Annotated in this window: 10 protein-coding genes and 1 tRNA gene; 8 read left to right on the top strand and 3 right to left on the bottom strand. The window is 62.3% G+C overall.

Annotation, left to right across the window (positions count from 1 at the left end; all coding sequences use genetic code 11):
- The first annotated feature begins 33 nt into the window (after positions 1–33).
- Together HMPREF3092_RS02625 and HMPREF3092_RS02620 are read left to right on the top strand one after the other, a co-directional pair.
- Positions 34–3,330, top strand: coding sequence for a PD-(D/E)XK nuclease family protein (locus HMPREF3092_RS02625; RefSeq protein ID WP_083274210.1), 3,297 nt, complete (start codon positions 34–36; stop codon positions 3,328–3,330).
- A complete protein-coding gene (locus HMPREF3092_RS02620; protein WP_070423731.1) occupies positions 3,327–6,698 on the top strand; it encodes an ATP-dependent helicase in 3,372 nt (1,123 codons plus the stop codon). Before HMPREF3092_RS02625 ends, HMPREF3092_RS02620 begins: the two co-directional genes overlap by 4 nt.
- Here HMPREF3092_RS02620 and HMPREF3092_RS02615 read toward each other — a convergent pair.
- On the bottom strand, positions 6,688–7,734 hold the full coding sequence (locus HMPREF3092_RS02615) for a phosphotransferase (protein WP_070423730.1): 1,047 nt from the start codon (positions 7,732–7,734) through the stop codon (positions 6,688–6,690). The two genes, HMPREF3092_RS02620 and HMPREF3092_RS02615, sit on opposite strands and share 11 nt — an antisense overlap.
- A 90-nt stretch (positions 7,735–7,824) precedes the next feature.
- On the opposite strand from HMPREF3092_RS02615, the gene nudC reads away from it, so the two are divergent.
- Together nudC and HMPREF3092_RS02605 are read left to right on the top strand one after the other, a co-directional pair.
- On the top strand, positions 7,825–8,823 hold the full coding sequence (nudC, locus tag HMPREF3092_RS02610) for an NAD(+) diphosphatase (RefSeq protein WP_256174361.1): 999 nt from the start codon (positions 7,825–7,827) through the stop codon (positions 8,821–8,823).
- Positions 8,820–10,883, top strand: a complete 2,064-nt coding sequence (locus HMPREF3092_RS02605; RefSeq protein ID WP_070423729.1) for an ATP-dependent DNA helicase UvrD2 — start codon at positions 8,820–8,822, stop codon at positions 10,881–10,883. The genes nudC and HMPREF3092_RS02605 overlap by 4 nt, the downstream gene beginning before the upstream one ends.
- Here HMPREF3092_RS02605 and HMPREF3092_RS02600 read toward each other — a convergent pair.
- Entirely contained in the window at positions 10,820–11,752 is a 933-nt protein-coding gene (locus HMPREF3092_RS02600) for a hypothetical protein (RefSeq protein ID WP_141737937.1), read from the bottom strand. The genes HMPREF3092_RS02605 and HMPREF3092_RS02600 overlap by 64 nt on opposite strands.
- 486 nt (positions 11,753–12,238) lie before the next feature.
- On the opposite strand from HMPREF3092_RS02600, the gene HMPREF3092_RS02595 reads away from it, so the two are divergent.
- Positions 12,239–12,790 carry a M48 metallopeptidase family protein gene (locus HMPREF3092_RS02595; RefSeq protein ID WP_070423728.1) on the top strand — a complete coding sequence of 184 codons (552 nt, stop codon included), beginning with the start codon at positions 12,239–12,241 and terminating at the stop codon, positions 12,788–12,790.
- 116 nt (positions 12,791–12,906) lie between these two features.
- Here HMPREF3092_RS02595 and HMPREF3092_RS02590 read toward each other — a convergent pair whose 3' ends face one another.
- On the bottom strand, positions 12,907–14,199 hold the full coding sequence (locus HMPREF3092_RS02590; protein WP_162131034.1) for a zinc-dependent metalloprotease: 1,293 nt from the start codon (positions 14,197–14,199) through the stop codon (positions 12,907–12,909).
- A gap of 167 nt (positions 14,200–14,366) precedes the next feature.
- On the opposite strand from HMPREF3092_RS02590, the gene HMPREF3092_RS02585 reads away from it, so the two are divergent.
- The 3 genes from HMPREF3092_RS02585 (at position 14,367) to HMPREF3092_RS02575 (ending at position 18,762) form a co-directional block, all read left to right on the top strand.
- Positions 14,367–15,446 carry a YlbL family protein gene (locus tag HMPREF3092_RS02585; RefSeq protein ID WP_070423727.1) on the top strand — a complete coding sequence of 360 codons (1,080 nt, stop codon included), beginning with the start codon at positions 14,367–14,369 and terminating at the stop codon, positions 15,444–15,446.
- A gap of 20 nt (positions 15,447–15,466) precedes the next feature.
- Positions 15,467–18,454 (top strand): UPF0182 family membrane protein, encoded by a 2,988-nt coding sequence (locus HMPREF3092_RS02580; RefSeq protein ID WP_070423767.1) that lies wholly within the window; start codon positions 15,467–15,469, stop codon positions 18,452–18,454.
- A 231-nt stretch (positions 18,455–18,685) separates the two neighbouring features.
- Positions 18,686–18,762: transfer RNA gene (locus HMPREF3092_RS02575), tRNA-Met, on the top strand.
- Positions 18,763–18,897: the final 135 nt, after the last annotated feature.

Genomic DNA, 18,897 nt, shown 5'->3' with positions numbered 1-18,897 from the left:
CCTTATGTCAGTGGTTCGTGGTCTCATAGGAGCATGATGACGAACTCGGGTGCAAAAAGCAGGGACGCAGAGCGCGCTGGTGTGGACGACGCGGCGGTTGAATCCCTGCTTGCCGGGCAGCGGACGGCGGTGTTCGGCGGTCCCGGTACAGGAAAGACCGAACAGCTGATCAACACCTACTCCGTTTTGGCTGGGCGTGGGGGACACGAATCCGTTCTTGCGCTCACTCCCAGCCGCGAACACGCAGACACCCTGCGCGATCGTCTGCCGAGTGCCGACACCATTCGCTCCGCACCGGCAGCCCGGTCGGTCCACTCCTACGCTTTTTCGCTCGTATCAGCGCATTCGACGGCTGTAGACGGCCGGCCGCTTGACTTCATTTCCGGTGCAGACCAGGAATACCTGCTGGCCTCTATTCTCGAAGGCTTTGAATCCGGACGGGTTTCCGGTCCCGAATGGCCGCCGGGCTTCAGCAGAGAACTCCGTGACACCTCCGGCTTTCGTCGGCAGATGCGCGATGCACTGAACGCCGTTATGGGCTACGGCATGAAATCGGATGAACTGAAACGGCTGGGCAAAAGGCGAGGCCTGCAGGAATGGCAGGCCCTGGCTCGCGTCCTGCAGGATTACGAAGGCCTCCTTGCGATCCCCGTTTTCGGCGGCGTCGACACAGCCGCGGTCTTCGCCCACGCAGCTTCGGTAGTCGCCGGCGACAGCGCGGAAGCCGGGAACAGCTGGTCGTTCTCTTCGGAAACGGTGCCGACCCACATTCTGCTGGACTCTGCACAGGACTTCCCCGACACCGCGCTTGATTTCCTGCTGGCACTCGAAGCCAAAGGCACGACCATCGGCCTGTGGACATCCCCGGACACGACAGTGCAGGGATTCCGCGGCGCCGGCGGCCGGCTGTTCAGGCACCTGGCAGCGGGCACGCAGACCTTCACCATCGACGGTGCCGCACACATGCACCGCGGGGCCGGCGGCATTCGCCGCGTCTATGATTCCCTGGCCCGCATCATCTCCCGCGATCTTCACCGTCGGCACGTCCCAGCTTCGCCGGAAGACTTCGCAGCCGGGACCTCGACCGTGTCCACCGCCGCCGTGGGCACTCATTCCGAGCAAGCGCGCTTGGCTGCCTCGCTCATTCGCACCTGGCACGACGAAGGCACGCAATGGGACGACATCGCGGTGCTGTCGCGCTCATCCGGGACCGCATCCGCGCTCGCGGCAGAACTCGCAGCACACGGGATTCCGGTGCAGAAACAGGTGCAGCCGCTCAGCTCCCAACCGGCAACCGCGCACATCCTGCGCCTGCTCGCCCTTGGCGAAAACCCAGAACCCGGTGAGCGCGAACGCCTGTGCGAAGACATCGCGGCAGGCCCCTACGGTGAACTCGACGCGGTCGGCGCGGGAAGCCTGCGGCGAGCACTGCTGCGCACTGACAGTCGGGAAGACACCAGCGATACCAGCCTGGGGGCGCTTCTGCTCAGCGCTATCGACCGGCGTGCCGAAACCGCTGATAGTGCTGATGCAGCGGATGGTGCTGTGGGCGCGGACGGGGGACCGCAAGCAGAGAACACCGCGGCGGGACACCGGATTGTGCGCATGCTGCAGCGCGTTCTGACGGCGGCGGAAGGTGCGCGCAAGCTCGATCCGGAAAGCGCAGTGTGGGAAGTCTGGGACGCTTTCGACGTTGCCGACGAATGGCAGCGCCGCGCAGAATCCGATCCCGAAGACGAACGCAACGGCGACCTCGACGCCGTCATCCGCCTGCAGACGCTGGCACAGAAATTCACCGACAGAGCAACTGCCCAAGCCGAAAGCTTTGCCCAGACGGTGCTGAGCCAGGCAGTTGCGCAGGACTCCCTGGCACACTCCGGACAGAGTCGCGAAGTCTCGGTGACCACACCGGCGGCAGTCGCACACCGCGACTTTGAGCACGTCATCATCGCCGATGTCCAGGAGAGCACGTGGCCAAACACCCGGGTGCGCGGCTCGGTCTTCCTACAGCAGCAGCTCGACGACAATCTGGCCGCTGGTGCTTGGCGTGACGCCGAGTGGACGTCAGCCGAAGACAGCGCTCGCCCCGTCGATGCTGGTACGGGGGACAGCTACCGCAAGCTGCAGAGGGACACCGTCCGTGACGAAGGCCGCATGTTCCTAGCAGCACTGTCGCGGGCTCGCTCAAACGCGGTGGTTCTCGCCGTCAACGACGGTGAAATCCTGCCGTCGGTGTTTTTCGAACACGTTCAGAAAGCCGCCGCGCAGTTCGGCCGCGAGGGCACGCACTCCGCGGCCGAGCCGCGAATTCTTGGTCCAAAAAGCGACGACGCGAGCGTGGGGCCAGCATCCATGCGCCAACTTGTGGGCTATGCGCGCGGCCAGTTTGAAAACAGCACCGACCCCAAGCCGTGGGCACAGCTGCTGGCCAGCCTTGCCAATGCCGGCATCGAATCAGCGTCGCCGGAAACCTGGAGCGCCTGGCGTGAACGGTCAACGGCTGAACCTTCAGCCGCTCCGGATGTTCCCGTGACGATTTCGCCGTCGACCCTGGAAACATTTCTGGAGTGCCCGCTCAAATGGCTGCTGTCACGCCACGCAGGCACGATGCCGTCCACCAACGCCCAAAAGATCGGCACTCTCGTGCACTCTTTGGCCGAAGAATACCCGCAGGGCGGTTATGCGGAGCTGAAAGAAGCGTTTGAAGAAGGCTTTGCTCTCTTGGAATTCCCCTCCCAGTGGGAACGCGACAGGCAGTATGCCGAAGGCCTCGACATGGTGGCCAACCTCAACGCCTTCCTTGTGGGTCGGCGCAGTGAGGGCTATGAATTCATCGGCTCCGAAATGACTTTGGCTGCCGACAGCGGTGAGGGCTGGCGGATCCGCGGGCGCATTGACCGGCTGGAACGTGACAGCGACGGCCGCCTGCACATCGTCGACTTCAAAACCGCGAAAACGCCGAAATCCCTGAAGGACGCGCAGAACGACCCTCAGCTGGGGGCATACCAAGCGGCCATGGGTCTGCCGAAAGTCCGCATCGTAGGGGAGGACGGCCAGCCGATGCCGCTGTCAGAGTACGGCGCTGAGTCCGGAGGCGGCATGCTCATGTACCCGCGCAAAGCCGCCGGGACTGGCGGAACATCGAATCGGCGTATGCAGGACCCCATGACGGGGGAAACGCGCGAGGAATTCTTGGCTCAGAAAGTGCGGCCAACAGCTGCCGGCATTCGCTCCGCAGAATTCCCTGCCACACCGAGTGCCGAAGCGTGTCGCTTCTGCCCCGTGAAGCGCTCTTGCCCCGCTGTTCAGACAGGAGAGGACGAATCGTGAACTGCAAGCCTCCGTTCTATTCAGCGGACGACCTCGCCCAGATCGTCGGCACACCGCTCAAAGACGGCACCAAGCCCATGCCGACTGACGAACAGAAGAAGATCATCGAAAGCCCGGTCGATGAACCGGCTGTCGTGGTCGCAGGCGCTGGTTCCGGCAAGACCGCTGTCATTGCGCAGCGAGTGCTGTGGTTGGTGGCTAACCGCTACGTTGCCAAGGACCGTATCCTCGCGCTGACCTTCACCCGCAAAGCAGTCGGCGAACTCGCCAAGCGCATCAACGGTTTCATCAGCGCATTCGAGGCTTACGAGGCAGCCAAAGGCAGGCCCTGCGAAAGGGGAGAGGACAGTGAGCGAGACCCACTGGACACGATGTTCGGACCAACCGTGCAGACCTACAATTCCTATGCCTCGGCACTCGTCAGTGAGTACGGTCTGAGCATCGGGATCGAAGACGGAACCACCATCCTCGACGATGCGGAAGCCATCCAGGAATTCGGTTCGCTCGTCGACCAAGCGGCCGATGCCGATATTCCGGCTGGAAAATCACGAGCCACGGTCATCAAGGACACTCTGCACCTGGCCTCGCAGATTGACGAACACCTCAAAACGTCAGACGACGTGATCACGTACCTCGATGCGTCTTTGGCAGATGCGGTCAGTTCGGACAACCTGACAGAACACGCAGCCGCGGTTCGCCGCAAGCGCATTCCCAAAGAGGAAAAAGAAGCCCTCGCCGCACGTTTAGAAACACTGGCCGGTGAAGCTGCCGGAGTTCGCACACTGTCACCAGAATTCATTGACCGAGCTGTCGCCGCGGTGGTGGAAGCAGGGACATCTGAGCTCATCGAATCGCTGCTGCGCAAAAAACAGTACGCGGTGCTGGCCGGTCGATGGAAAGAGCACAAGAGCGAAACCGGGCGCATGCAGTTCTCTGACCAGGTCGCTTCCGCTTACACAATCATGACCGCTGACGAACAAGCCCGACGTGAGGAGTGCGGCCGCTGGGACATCATTCTGCTTGATGAATACCAGGACACCTCGGACAGCCAGTTCAAACTTCTTGAGAAGCTGTTCTCTGACAAAGCCGTCACCGCGGTCGGCGACTACCGCCAGTCCATCTACGGTTGGCGTGGAGCCTCGGCTGGCAGCCTTCGCGACTTCCCGGAAAAGTTCAGGTTCAACGGCCAGCCCGCGCAGGAATACTCGCTCAGCATTTCTTTCCGCAATGCGCAGCTCATTCTGGACGCGGCAAACGCTGTCTCAGCTAAGCTCACTGCGATCTCGGCAACCTCAGCGAAGCAGCTGGAGCACAAATCGCGCGCCGCAAAGGGCACCCAGGCTGCGCCCGAACCAGACGAGGCGACCCACGGCACTGTGACAATCTGCACGACATCGGGCAGCACAGATATCCAATACGGCCTCGACCAGTACCGTGACCTTGCGCTGTGGATGAAGGAGCGGACGGGCACCCGGGCGGTCCTTGTGCGGGCTCGCAAATCCATCGGACCGATCGCTGACGCTCTGCGGGCGGCGGACGTTCCATATGCGATTGTCGGCTCACGCGGTTCGCTCGACAACCCCTACACGGCCGATGCTGTCGCCGCTCTTGCTGCCGCAGTGGACATCACGGCATCGAGCGAGGTGATGCGGCTGCTGAGCGGACCGCAGGCAGCACTGGGTGCAAAAGACATCCGAGCTCTCAACCGCTTCTGCCGACTGCGCTCAGAAGGTCTTGAAGAAGACGCGGTGCCTACTCTCATTGAATGTATCGACGAATTCGCCGACGACGCCACATTGGATGATCTTGTTGATCGAGCAGGACTGTCGGCTGTCGCGATCAGCAGACTGCAGTCCTTGGCGCGGCGGCTCAGAACAGTTCGCCGAAGTGCGTCATCGCCCGTTGACGCGCTGCGTGCTGCGATCCGCGTTTTCAACCTCGACCTCGACATCGAGGCTTTGCCCAATTCCGAACCCCATCGCAGGGCCATCGATTCGCTTAAGGCCATGGCGCTGAACTACGGTGCTCAGCACCCGTCTGCTGCGGCGGCGGACTTCCTTGCCTGGCTCATGGTGGCTGAAGAAAGCGAAGCCCTCGAAGCTGCCGCAGAAGAAGCCGACCCCGACTCCGTCCAGATTATGACGATTCACGCGTCCAAGGGTCTTGAGTTCAGTGCTGTGGCGGTCCCCGACAACACCGTCGGCGATCTCCCTACTCTGCCCAGGAGCACAAAAGCATGGCTGGCGGGAGCCGAACTGCCCTACCCCCTGCGCGGAGACAGGCAGCACTTGGCCGACCTCGACACAACACGGCAGAATCTCAGCACCGCAAAAGACATGAAAGAGCTGTTCGCAGGTTCGCTCGGCGAGCAGATCAAAGCGGACCACGAAGCCGAAGAACGGCGTCTGGCCTACGTTGCCGTCACCCGTGCGGAAACGCACCTGTGGCTGGGCGCTTCAGCAATGACCAGCCGCACCAAACCGAATACCCTGTCGCCCTTCTTGGAGGAGATCACCGAAGCACTTGGCCGGGAAGTCGCACTGCCCGAAGCCGCTGACCCTAGTGCCAGGCCTATGACCAGCTTGGTGTGGCCGCCGGTGGTTGCTGAGCAGACGTTCAGGCAGCGCGTAGAGCTCATTGCTGAATACAGGTCAGCTTCGGGCACTAACCTTCGCGACCTCGAAAGCATGCCGGATATCGGAGGGCTGGCCAGGAGCGCACAGGCTTTCCTTGAGCCAGAACCGCACAGTGCGCCTGCCGAACTCAGCCGCTTGTCGACAACAGCTCTCGTTGACTTCGTGGGCGACCGCGAAGAATTCGATCGGCAACGCAGCCGTCCCATGCCGCAGAAGCCCTCTTCGGCTGCGGCTCTCGGTACAGAATTCCACGCGTGGGTCGAGAACAGGTTCGGTCAGTCGAGCCTGCTTGAACTGGACGACTACACGCCCAGGCGTTTGGGAGATAGGGACAGGGCACGCTTGGAACAGCTTAAGAAGCGGTTCGAAGCGTCAGAGTTCGCCGAACGCACACCTGCCGGAGTCGAACTTCCCTTTGAACTCAAAGTCGGTCCGAAGGTCATCTCTGGAAAAATCGATGCGGTATTCGACACCGGCACAGCACTCGAGGTTGTCGATTGGAAGACCGGCTCTGCGCCCTACAGCGAACGCGAAATGGCAGACCGAGCGATTCAGCTTTCGATGTATGCCCACGCCGTCGCCCGCATGCCGCAGTTTGCGGGACGGGAAGTGTCAGCGGCCTTCTACTTTTTGGGCAGCGACACCGTTGTGCGCTTCGCGGCTGCCGGCGCAGACAGCAGCGAGCGGACCCTGCTCAGCTGGGAAGAGCTGGAGGCCGCTGTCAGCGGCTGATGATGTCGGTGGCTTCACCGTCGTCATCGGGGGAGTCGAAGGACAGCGGGCGCAGACCGTCGGAGTCATCCGTCGTCTTTGTTCCCTCCTTCGGCTCCCCACCCGCCGCGTCACTGTCACCCTGCGGAACAATGAGTTCGGCAAGGTCCGCCAGCATTTCTTCGACTTCCTTGATCTGCGCGTTGTCGCCAGAATCAACAGCGGCCAAAAGGAGCTCGAGAACAGCCATTTCGCTGCGCAGGTCGATGCGGCTGCGCAGACCGGCATCATCGTGTCGGACATGCTCCGTGTAGAGCTCGAAAAACCTGTTGAAGTCCTCAGGTTCCAGCAGGTGCGAAACAGCTTCGAGGTCGACGGCGGGATCGCCCACGCGCAGCGAACTGAAATCGGCAACCGTCACAATCGACTCGCCGTTGGTGCGCAGCGCATCAATTGTGAGATCACCGTGCAGAGGAACCGGCAGGAAATGCCACAGGGAGGGAGTTTCAAGAACCGTTTCCCACCTCTCCAGCAGCTGCGACGGTACGCGGCCGGTGGCGGCACCTCGGTCCAGCAGGTCCCACAGGAGGCTCCGGGCCTCCTGAGGTTCGTGGACCACGAGCCCCGCATCGGCAATCGGCCCTGTTTCGGCACCGTGCAGAACCGCCAGAATCTCGGCCAGAGAATCAACGTGGCTCGGGGCGGTGCGGAAATCCTCCGTCGACATTGGCGCACCCTCGAGCGGCTGGGAAATCGCGATGCAGCATTCTTCTTCGCTGATCTGTCCCGGGCGGAAGGTCCGCGACTCAATGACGCGGGGCACGGCAAAGCTGCGCTCGGTCGGCAGAATGGAGCGCAGAACGGCTGATGCGAGTTTTTCGGCCTCGGCATCAATTGCTGCGGCCTGGTCAAAGGCCGCTACGACGACAGTGCGCTCACCGTCGCTGACAAGCAGGCGCGGGCCGCGTTCGTCATCGAGCCGTTTCCAGCGCTTGGCCTTGAACCCGTCCAGCATGACGGTGCTGATTGCTACTGCACGAAGATCGAAAGTGTCCACTCCTCCAATCTACCCGGGTGCGACCAGCACTTCAGGTTCGCGAAGGCGCGTGTCAGATCTGTGTCAGTGCCGGCGGCTATCGTGGTGGACATGAACCGCTACCAGCTGCCAGCACGCTCGCTGGCTCGTGTTGGAACCGACCGCAATCACACTGATCGCGGTGCTGACGGCAGCATTGCCGACGTCCTGGCTCGCAGCAGCACGCGCGTCTTCTTCTGCCACCGCGGCAGCATGCTCGTCTCCCGTGAAGGCCTGCACCTGTTCAGGGTGGCCCAGCTCAAGGAGCACTGGGAAGGCCTGACCGGCACCAGGGTCTACATCGGTCGCAGCGACACCGCGGACCTCGTGGCGCTGCTGCTTGACGACGCCGGTCGCTCAACCGCGGACAGCGCTGTTCTCGATGACTCCGCAGCTTCTGCTGACGACTTCCTGTTAGCCCCGGCGGTCGGCACGACAATGGACGATCCCACCTGGGTTGATCTGCGCGCACTGGCAACACAGCTCAGCGACACCGACATCGATGCGGCAACGACCGCTGTGGCACTCGATAACTGGCACAGAACCCACACCCATTCACCGCGTACGGGCGACCCCACGGTGCCCTCAGCCGGGGGATGGGTGCGGGTTGACCCGGAAGCCGGCACGGAACACTTCCCCCGCACCGACCCGGCCGTCATCACCGCGGTGCTGCACACTGACGACGCCGGCACGGAGCGCATTCTGCTGGGCAACAACGCGCTGTGGCCCGAAGGCCGGTACTCGCTCCTCGCCGGTTTCGTTGAACCCGGTGAAACCCTGGAGCAGGCGGTCAGGCGCGAAGTCCACGAAGAATCCGACATCGACTGCGACACCATTCGCTATCTCGGTTCCCAACCGTGGCCGTTTCCGTGCTCACTCATGCTCGGCTTTGCTGCGCGAGCGCGGTCTGCTGCGATTGCGGCAGACGGCCATGAAATCGCCGACGTCAAGTGGTTCAGTCGCGAAGACATAAAAACCGGAACAGCGGACGGTTCGCTGTCTCTGCCCGGCGAAGTCTCAATTGCCGGGCAGATCATCAGTGCCTGGCTCGACGGAGAACAGCTGCTGTGACATCCAAAGCGGAACAGCTGCTGGAAGCGCTGGACGCCCAGCAGCGGGCAGTTGCCGAACACAGCGGCGGCCCGCTCGTAGTCCTTGCCGGTGCGGGCACTGGAAAGACCAGGGCCATGACGCACCGCATCGCCTATGGGGCGCTCACCGGCAAGCGCGATCCCAAACAGACTCTGGCCCTGACATTCACCGCAAAGGCTGCGGGAGAAATGCGCTCTAGGCTGCGCTCACTCGGTGTCGACGGCGCGCAGGCCCGCACATTCCACGCTGCGGCCCTGCGCCAGCTGCGCTATTTCTGGCCCATGTTCGCCGAAGGTCCGTTCCCGGAGCTCATGCCCAACAAAGCCGGGGCTGTTGCCCGCGTCATGGGAAATCTTGGCATGACGGTCGAACGCGAACTCGTCCGCGACGTCGCATCGGAAATCGAATACGCGGCCGTGAGCCTCCTGGGCATTGAGGACTACGCGCAGCAGGCGCGTAATCGTGAACTGCCGGGCGGGCTCAGCGTTTCCGCGGTTGTCGACATCATGCGCGGCTACAGCGACCTCAAAACAGAGCGCCGGCTGCTGGACTTTGAAGACGTCCTGCTGACGCTGTCGGGAGTGCTGGGTTCGCGTGCCGACCTCGCAGCCACCGTGCATAGTCAGTATCGCCACTTCGTGGTTGACGAATTCCAGGACGTTTCGCCACTGCAGTACGACCTCCTGATGCGCTGGCTCGGCGACAGGGACTCCCTGTGCGTTGTCGGTGATCCCGCGCAGACCATCTACACCTTCGCGGGCGCCACATCGAACTATCTGCTGAACACAGCGCAGCGCTTTGCGGACACGACAACCATCGAACTTGTGCGCAACTACCGTTCGCGGCAGCCCATTGTCGAAGCCGCCAACCGGATCCTCGCCCACACCGGCAGTGGAGCTCTGCAGCTGCAGGCGGTGCGCGAAGGAGGTCAGGCGCCGTCCGCCTCGGAGTACGCAGACGATGCTTCAGAAGCCGCCGCTGTCGCCCAGCGGATAGCCGCGCAGATTGCACAGGGCACGCGCGCATCTGACATTGCGGTGCTCTTTCGCACCAACGGGCAGAGCCGGGCCATAGAAGAAGCCCTCGAAGCCCGCGGCATCAGCTATGTGCTGCGCGGGGGAGAGCGCTTCTTTGCTCGCCGCGAAGTCAAAGAGGCCATGGTTCTACTGCGCTCTTCTGCCGCGGCACGGCGCACGGAAAGACTCGACACCGCTGTTGCCGAGGTGCTGTCCAGCATCGGCTGGCAGGCTCAGCCGCCGTCGGCTACCGGAGCGCTGCGGGAAAAATGGGAATCGCTCAATTCCCTCGTGCAGCTGGCCGCAGATATGCAGCGCAGCTCAGAGCTGCCGGTCACCCTGCCGCAGTTCAGCGCGGAACTGGAAGATCGGCGAGAACACCAGTTCGCACCCACGGTTGACGGAGTGACGCTGGCCAGTGTGCACGCAGCGAAGGGCTTGGAGTGGAGCCGCGTGCACCTTATCGGCCTCACCGAGGGGCTCATGCCAATTTCCTATGCGCTGACTCCGCGCGATATCGCCGAAGAGCGCCGGCTGTTCTATGTTGCCGTCACCCGCGCCCGGGATTCACTCGATATGTCGTGGGCGCGCATGCGACAGTCAGGTGCTCGCACCCAGCGCAAAGTGTCGCGGTTTATTGGTGAAATGCGTGGTTCGCAGCCTGTTCACCGTGAAGAAGAACCGCGTGCCACTTCGGCTGGGAAGTCCTGCAGGCAGTGCGGCAGGGCACTCACTCAGCCAGCTGAACGGCGCATGGGCAGGTGCGCCGCGTGTGCGGCTCCGGCTGACAGCGGACTGCTGCAGCAGCTCAGCCAGTGGCGGGCGGCAAAAGCCGAAGAGCTGCGCGTGCCTGAATACATGGTGCTGACACAGGCCACGCTGAGCGCGCTTGCCGAAGCTTCTCCGCGCAGCCGGGACCAACTGGCTCTCATTCCTGGTCTCGGCTCGGTCAAACTCGCTCAGTTCGGGGCCGAACTGCTAGACATCACTGCAGCAGATTCGGCAGCGGCATCGGAGCCCTGACGACACTGGCAGTCGGGGTGGAAAGACACCGCGTCTTCTTCGAATCCCCAATCTGACACGGTCAGCTTGCTGTGCGCGCCGGGCATTCCCGCCCGATTGGCGCGCAGCCGCGAGGCTGCGTGGGCAGCCGTAATGGCCACGAGTGCGGGGTCGGCCAGTGAAGCCCGCGGTCCGCTCAGGTGGACGGCTTTCCACGCTTCCAACCATCCGGGGTCATGCTGTTTGGCCCAGAGCACGCTGCAGCGGGAACACGGTGAAGCACCGGGCACAATGACTCCGCCGACAGTTCCGAAGTGGTCTCCGATGACAGCGTGGACGTGGTCGATGTCGCGGGCGAACAGTGCATCCGAGCTCAGCAGATCAGGCATCCACACTGCCGTGATGATCACGAGGCTGCCCGGGTGGATGCGGGGGTCAATGCTGCTGTCCGCCGGCGCGGCTCGCAGTCCTGCGGCAGCAGCTGCCGTCGCGAACTCATCATTGAAAGGTCCGATGGCATACACGGGGGAGCGGTGCACTTTTGCCGCGAGCTCGAGGGGATCAGCCGAGTTCTGGGTCGCCCACGTGCGCAGACGCCAGGGGGCCGAGGTGCCGGGAACCCGGGTGGTCACGAGTATTCCGGCTTCTGTCAGGAGTGTGCGGAGTTCGTGCGCCCTGCTTGCTGTGACTCCGAGTGTCTGTGCTTCAGGTTCGAAGTCGTCTTCTTCAACGCCCAGCCGCAGAGCGTCGATGAGGGCGGATTCGCTATCGCTGAGTCCTGAAAGGATGACCGGGTCATCTATTCCGAACTGCACACAGGCGTGCGTTCGGCTGATGACGGCGGCGGCCGGATCAATTATGAGCATCTTCACCTCCGGTAGTGCAGTCAATCTACGTTGCTGGGCTGGCCGGATGGAAGACGGTTTCTACATCTGTGGAAAACCTGTGGATAGAACACGAGCAGGGCCTGCTGTGCGGCTGTCGGCTGGTGAGGGCCGAAGCCACTGTGCAGACCCTGCTCAGTAGGCGGACCCGCAGGGCCGTCAGTGTTCACGAGCCTTCCCCTTGCCCGTGATCACTGCGTTTTCCGCAGGTCCGTCCCTCAAAGTTAAAGGACCGACGGGGCGTCGTCAAAGCGGAGTCCGGGTGGCAGTGTGGACGCGTGTGGATTCTCTGTGGAGACTTCTCCCGCGCCTGTGGAAACAGCTGTGGATGATGATGTGGTCGATGGCTGTTCAGCCCCGAGAATCCGCGAAATTCGGCTGTTAATGCATGATTTTTTGAAATCTGTTGGATTTAAACACGTGGTGTTGGTCACATTCTGGACATGTTCGCGTCACTTTGTTCTCGGTGGGGCCCTCTGCTTGGATTGGACCATGACGGCGGCAGATGTTGAGCGAATGCTTCGCAGCGGAGAAATGACTGTGGTGCGCTCTGCGCGCAGAAAGAAAACATACTCGCTGCAGCCGACCGCCGACGGCTGGAAGCTCGCTGTTCCGCAGCGTTTCAATGTTGCAGCAAACCTCGACGGCATCGCTCGGCTTTTGGAACGTGCCCAGCGCCGCCGGGCGCTGGCTCCCCGCAGCGACGACGAACTCCGAGCCCTCGCCGAGGAGCTCAACAGCCGCTATTTCGCCGACGGCATTGAGCCGGGCTCTGTGCGCTGGGTTGCGAACCAGCGACGCAGGTTCGCCTCTGCAAGCGGTCTGACGGGGGATATCAGAGTGTCCGACCGTCTGCGGAACGTTCCCCGGTGGGTCCTCGAGGCAGTCCTGGTTCATGAGCTGGCCCATTTGCGGCACCTCGACCATTCACCGGCTTTTCGCGCTTTGGCGAACCGGCATCCGAAAGCGGAGGAAGCGGAAGTCTTCCTCGAAGGCTTTGCGCACGGCGAAGATGCCGCCGAAGCCGCAGCAAGGCAAAGCTGAACAGACATAAGCCGCGGCGCTGCTGAGCGCTGCGCTGCGTCAGCACACAAAAGCGCCGCGGGTGATCTCCCCGCGGCGCTTTTGTGCTTCGGTTTGGCTGCTTGCTTCAGCCGGCGTCAGTCGTCCTTGCCGGATTCCTCGTCCAGCAGTCGCTGGAGAGCTTCGTCCATGTTTTCGATATCGGCGTCGGCTGCTTCGGGGCTGCGGCGCTCCAGGTAGCCCAGCGGGTCGTCGAGGTCAACGGCCGACGGCAGGGACTCCACCTGGCTGAACACGGCATCACGTGCTTCAGCGCCTTCTGTCTGCTCGAGGAACGTGAACAGCTGCACCGCGTCGTTCATGCGGGTCGGCTGGATGTTCAGCCCGATGAGCGAAGCGAATTCAGCTTCGGCTTCCGACTGGGTGCTGTAGCGTTCGCGCAGCGCTTCGCGAATCTGGTCGCGCTTTTCAAGCGGTTCGACAGCGGCGTAGGCAACGACATCGGTCCAGCCTGCAACCGTTGACAGCAGCCGCTGGAGGTTCTGTTCTGCGGCGCGGCGTTCTGCCGTATCGGCGGGTTTGAACAGGTCCTTCTGCATCTGTTCGGCCGCTTCCTGCATTTTCTGCGGATCCATGTCCGGTGTGATGCCACCGAGGGCGCCCCCGTTGACTTCGACAGTCGAGGCGTAGGCGCGCACGGCATCTTCAATGTGCCTGCGCAGCCACGGCGCGCGAGCAAACAGCGCGTAGTGTGCCAGTTCCAGAGCGGCCAGGTAGATGCGCAGCTCGGTCACGTCGACATCGATTTCAGCGGCGAAGCCCGTGATGTTTGCGCTCACCATGGAGGGACGCTGGCTTGATGCCAGCGGCAGACCGTACTCCGTGCCGGTGAGCACGGAGCCGGACAGTGCAGCGGCGGCCTGCCCCAGCTGGGAGGCGAACATCGACGTTGTCATGGAGGCAAGCATCGGCTGTGCGCTGCTGAGAAAGCCGCGCATCTCCTCGGGAATCTGCTCCGTGATGCTCTCTGTGAGTCCGGAAGCGGTCCGTTCCTGGATGGGGGAGGCTAGCGACAGCCAACCGCCGATCGTCTCCTTGACCCAGCCTCGGCGGCTGAGTGCCTGAACGCCGGCAGCCCCTGACGAGGCGTCTGTCACCTTTGAGAGCCACAGTTCGGCGAGGCGGAACGCATCTGCCGTGGCTTGGCTGGTTTCGTTGGTCACGGTCGGGTCCGGCTGGGGGACAGCGCTTTCGGCTGTCCGCAGGGCGGCTTCTTCTGGGTCGGGAGGGGACATCATTGACTGGAAGCTGCTCATCATCGATCCCAGCTGGCTTGGATCCATGTTGAACGGCCCCTGCCCGCCGCCGAAGAACATGCCGAACATGTTGTTCCTCGGGTCGTCATCTGGACGGTCTTTGTCATCACTCATGTTGGCCCCCATGGGTTGATCGTTCTTTTCAGGGTAACGAAGCGAAGCGCTAAAAGATTTCCACTCAGCGCCGTCGACTGCACATTTCGCTCTCGACGTAACGCCGAATGGTGGTGTCGTCACGGCACCGACTAGAATGCTTCAAGCCGACCAACTGAAAGGACACTGTGGCCAGGCACTCTGACCAGCCCCGCAGGCGGATCTCCGCATTCGCCGTTTCGAGCTTTCTCGCGTTCGTTCTCGTGTTGGTCACAGTTGTTCTGCCCGTCCCGTACATGGTCGAAACCCCCGGCCCGGTGTTCAACACGCTGGGGAAAGTCAAAGACACCGACAAAGACGTCGTCGAAATCACGGGAGCGAAAACCTATCCCACTGACGGGCAGCTCAACATGCTCACCGTCGGCGTGGTGGGAGGTCCCGACCGCCACATGAGCGCACTGCGCGCATTCATGGGGGTTCTCAAGGGGACAGAAACCGTCGTGCCGACCGAATCTATGTACCCGCTGGACACAACTGGTGAGCAGGTCAGCCAGACCAACACGGCGCAGATGACCAGCTCCCAGGACATCGCCACGGCCGCGGCGCTCAGCGAACTCGGCATGGACTACACAGTCCGCATGCGAGTGGCAGAAGACCCTGCCGACGGACCGGCACGCGGCAAAGTCGCCCAGGGCGACACCGTGCTGGCCATCAACGGCAAAGAAGTCGAAGGTCCGGACGCCCTGCAGACAATCCACGCGGAAGTCGAGAAGGGCAGCCCGGTGGAGCTCCGCCTCGAAAGCGGGGGAAAGGAGCGGACCGAAACGGTCCAGCCGACCATGATCGACGGCAAACACCGGATGGGAGTTCTGCTGAACCAGGACTTCGACTTCCCCGTCGACGTGAAGTTCAACCTCGACAACATCGGCGGCCCATCAGCCGGCACGGTGTTTGCGCTGACGATCATCGACAAGCTGACCGAAGGGCCTCTGGCAGGTGACAAGAACGTCGCCGGAACCGGAGCGATCACAGCCGACGGCACCGTGCAGCCCATTGGGGGAGCGCGACAGAAGGTCGCCGCCGCAGACGATGCCGGCAGCGAATACTTCCTGTCCCCGCGTGACAACTGCGCAGAAGCGGTCGACGCCGCCAAGGGCCGTGACATCACAGTTGTGAGAATCGACAATCTCCACGCAGCGAAAACCGCGCTGGAGGACATTGCAGAAGACCGAACATCCGACCTGCCTTCGTGCAGCGCCGACAGGTGAGAGCCTTCGAAAGGAACCCCGTGTCCAACAGTCAGGAAACAGCGAAGCGCAAGGGCCCATCGCCTCTCGTGCTGACGATTGCCGCGGTCATCGCACTGCTGGCGCTCTACGTGGTGTTTGCGCAGATCTACACGGACGTCCTGTGGTTCTCCCAGGTTGACTACCTCGCGGTGTTCACCACGGAGTGGATCACTCGGATTGCCCTGTTCGCCGCCGGCCTGATTGTTATGGGGTTCGCGGTTTTCCTGCCGCTGTCACTGGCCTACCGGAAACGACCGGTCTATGTGCCGCAGACCCCGCAGCAGGAAAACCTCGACCGCTACCGCGAGGCGATTGAACCGCTGCGTCGACTCATGACGATTGTCATGCCGCTGGTGATCGGCGGCATCGGCGGTGTGTCGCTCAGTGGCGCGTGGAAAGAGGTGCTTCTGTTCCTCAACCCCACCTCGTTCGGCAAAGCCGACCCGGAATTCGGGCTCGACATTTCTTTCTACGTCTTCTCTCTGCCGATGCTCAGGGTCATCGGTGACTTCCTCGCAATGGCAGCACTGTTGTCCCTCGTGGCAGCAGCCGTGGCCCACTACCTGTTCGGCGGTATCCGTCCGGGCGAAGAAAAGGGCATTCAGCTGACAAAAGCCGCACGCGTGCAGCTGGCCGTGACGGCAGCAATTCTGGTTCTGCTGCAGGCAGGGCGTATTTTCCTGCAGCGCTACACGAGGCTGATGGACGAATCCGGTCTTATGGCCGGTGCCAGCTACACGGCCGTGAACATCACGATCCCGGCTCTGCTCATCATCGCGATTGCTGCCGTGGTCGTGGCAGTTCTGTTGGCCGCGAACGCTTTTCGCGACATGTGGAAGCTCTCAGTGGTCTCGGTTGTCATGCTGCTGGTTCTCGGTGCGGTTTCCATCATCGGTCTGCCGGCAGCCGTGCAGCAGTTCATGGTCCAGCCGAGTGAACAGAGTCTGGAAAAGGACTACCTGCAGCGGAACATCGACGCGACTCGCGATGCCTACGGCATTGCCGATGTCGAAGTGCAGCAGTACAAGCCTTCCACTGAAGGCGAACGAGGTGCCCTGAGGGCTGACGCTGACACCGCGGCTTCTATTCGCCTGCTGGATCCGAATCTGGTGTCGGACACGTTCCGTCAGCTGCAGCAGCAGCGTTCCTTCTATTCGTTCCCCGAGCAGCTCGACGTTGACCGCTACGAGATCGACGGAAAACAGCAGGACACCGTGATCTCGGTTCGTGAACTGAACCCGGAATCGCAGGCGACGGCTTCGTGGCTTAACCAGTCGGTTGTCTACACGCACGGTTTCGGTGTTGTCGCAGCCTACGGCAATAAGCAGGGTGCGGATGGCCGCCCGGCGTTCCTCGAACACAACATCCCGCCGACGGGTGAGCTCGGCGAATACGAACCGCGTGTCTACTTCGGCGAACAGTCGCCCACCTACTCGATTGTCGGCGGCCCGGAGGACGGCGAGAAGCGCGAGATCGACTACCCGACGGACGATGACAAGGACGGCGGTGCTCAGGTTTACACCACATTCCAGGGGGATGGCGGACCGAATGTCGGCAAGCTGTTCAATCGCTTGGCCTTCGCCGTGAAGTTCCAGGACGAGCAGATCGTCCTGTCGGATGCGGTCAACCCGGAATCGCAGATTCTGTTCAACCGCAAGCCGCGGGAGAGAGTCAAGAAGGTCGCACCGTTCCTTGAAGTGGACGGCGACCCGTACCCGACTGTCGTGGACGGCCGCATTAAGTGGATTGTCGACGCCTACACCACAAGCTCGAACTACCCGTATTCGACGCCGCAGGTCCTGCAGGCCGTCACGGAAGACTCCAACACCCAGCGCCAGGGTGCTGTGGCTGCGCTTCCGCCGCAGAAGGTCAACTACATCCGCAACTCGGTGAAGGTCGCCGTCGATGCCTATGACGGTTCGATTGACATGTACGCGTGGGATGAAGAAGACCCGGTCCTGCAGTCATGGTCGAAGATCTTCCCGAACGCGCTCAAGCCGATCTCGGAAATCAGCGGCGACCTCATGAGCCACGTGCGCTACCCGGAGGACCTCTTCAAGGTGCAGCGTCAGCTGCTGACGCAGTACCACGTTCCGGATGCGAACTCGTTCTACACGAAACAGGACTTCTGGACGACGCCGCTTGACCCGACGGTCGCACGTGACAAGCAGCTCATGCAGCCTCCCTACTACATGACGCTGCAGATGCCAGGTCAGGAACAGCCCACGTTCTCGCTGACGTCGAGCTTCATTCCACGGCCCATCGAAGGACAAACGCGCAACAACCTCACTGGCTATTTCGCAGCCAGCGGCGACGCGGGCAATGAAAAGGGCAAGGTTGCCGACGAATACGGTCGCCTGCGTCTGCTCCAGCTGCCGCGCAACACGACGGTTCCCGGCCCCGGCCAGGCGCAGAACAACTTCAACACCGAGCCGGCCATTCAGCAGAACCTCAACCTGCTGCGCCAGGGTGAATCGAAGGTGGAGAACGGAAACCTTCTCACACTGCCGATCGGCGGAGGACTGCTGTACGTTCAGCCGGTCTACGTCCGTTCGCAGGGTGAGACTTCGTACCCGGTTCTGCAGCGCGTGCTGGTGGCATTCGGTGAGCAGATCGGCTTCGCTCCGACCCTTGACGAAGCACTTGACCAGGTGTTCGGCGGTGACTCCGGTGTGTCCGCGGGTGACCACGGACAGTCCGGCCATGCCTCGGACGACGAAAAGGGCTCGGTCACAGCTGACGGCTCAAAGGACGGTGACAAGGGCAAGGCCGCCGGGGGAGCAGGACTTGATGAGGCTTTGAAGGAAGCCGATCAGGCAATGAAGGACTCTGACAAGGCCATGAAGGAAGGCAACTGGGACGAGTACGGCAAGGCTCAGGATCGTCTGCGCAAGGCACTAGAGAAGGCCATGAAGGCCGACGGTGCTGACGCCGGTGCAAGCCAGGGTGGCGACACCGGTGCAGACCAGGATGGCGACCAGGACTGATGCCCGCAGCGTTCGCCCCGGCCGCTTGACGCAGCCGGGGCGGACGCTGCGTCAAGCGGGCTTGGCCAGCTGTTTTGCCCAGCGGGCTTGGCGGGGGCGGTGACCGTTTGTTGAGCACTGTGGTTGCTGGGTGGAATCGTTGCCGGGACACCTGCTGAAATGCGGTGCGATACACATCACACCCGCTTAATTTGGTGTTCACCGCAAGGTTCCGTATAGTGGTACACGCACCGCGGGGTGGAGCAGTTCGGTAGCTCGCCGGGCTCATAACCCGGAGGTCGAGGGTTCGAATCCCTCCCCCGCCACCACGTAGAAATCCCGGGACATCGCAAAGATGTCCCGGGATTTTTTATGCTGTGCCGTTGCGCGTCGACTGCGGCGCTGGGGTGTTCTCACGCTTTAATGCAGATTCACGCGCTGATGCGCTGCATTAAAGCGCAAAT

The sequence above is a fragment of the Brevibacterium sp. HMSC24B04 genome (assembly GCF_001806835.1).
Classification (GTDB): domain Bacteria; phylum Actinomycetota; class Actinomycetes; order Actinomycetales; family Brevibacteriaceae; genus Brevibacterium; species Brevibacterium ravenspurgense.
Note: the sequence above shows the minus strand (reverse complement) of the source record. Positions and strands in the feature narration are given on the sequence as shown.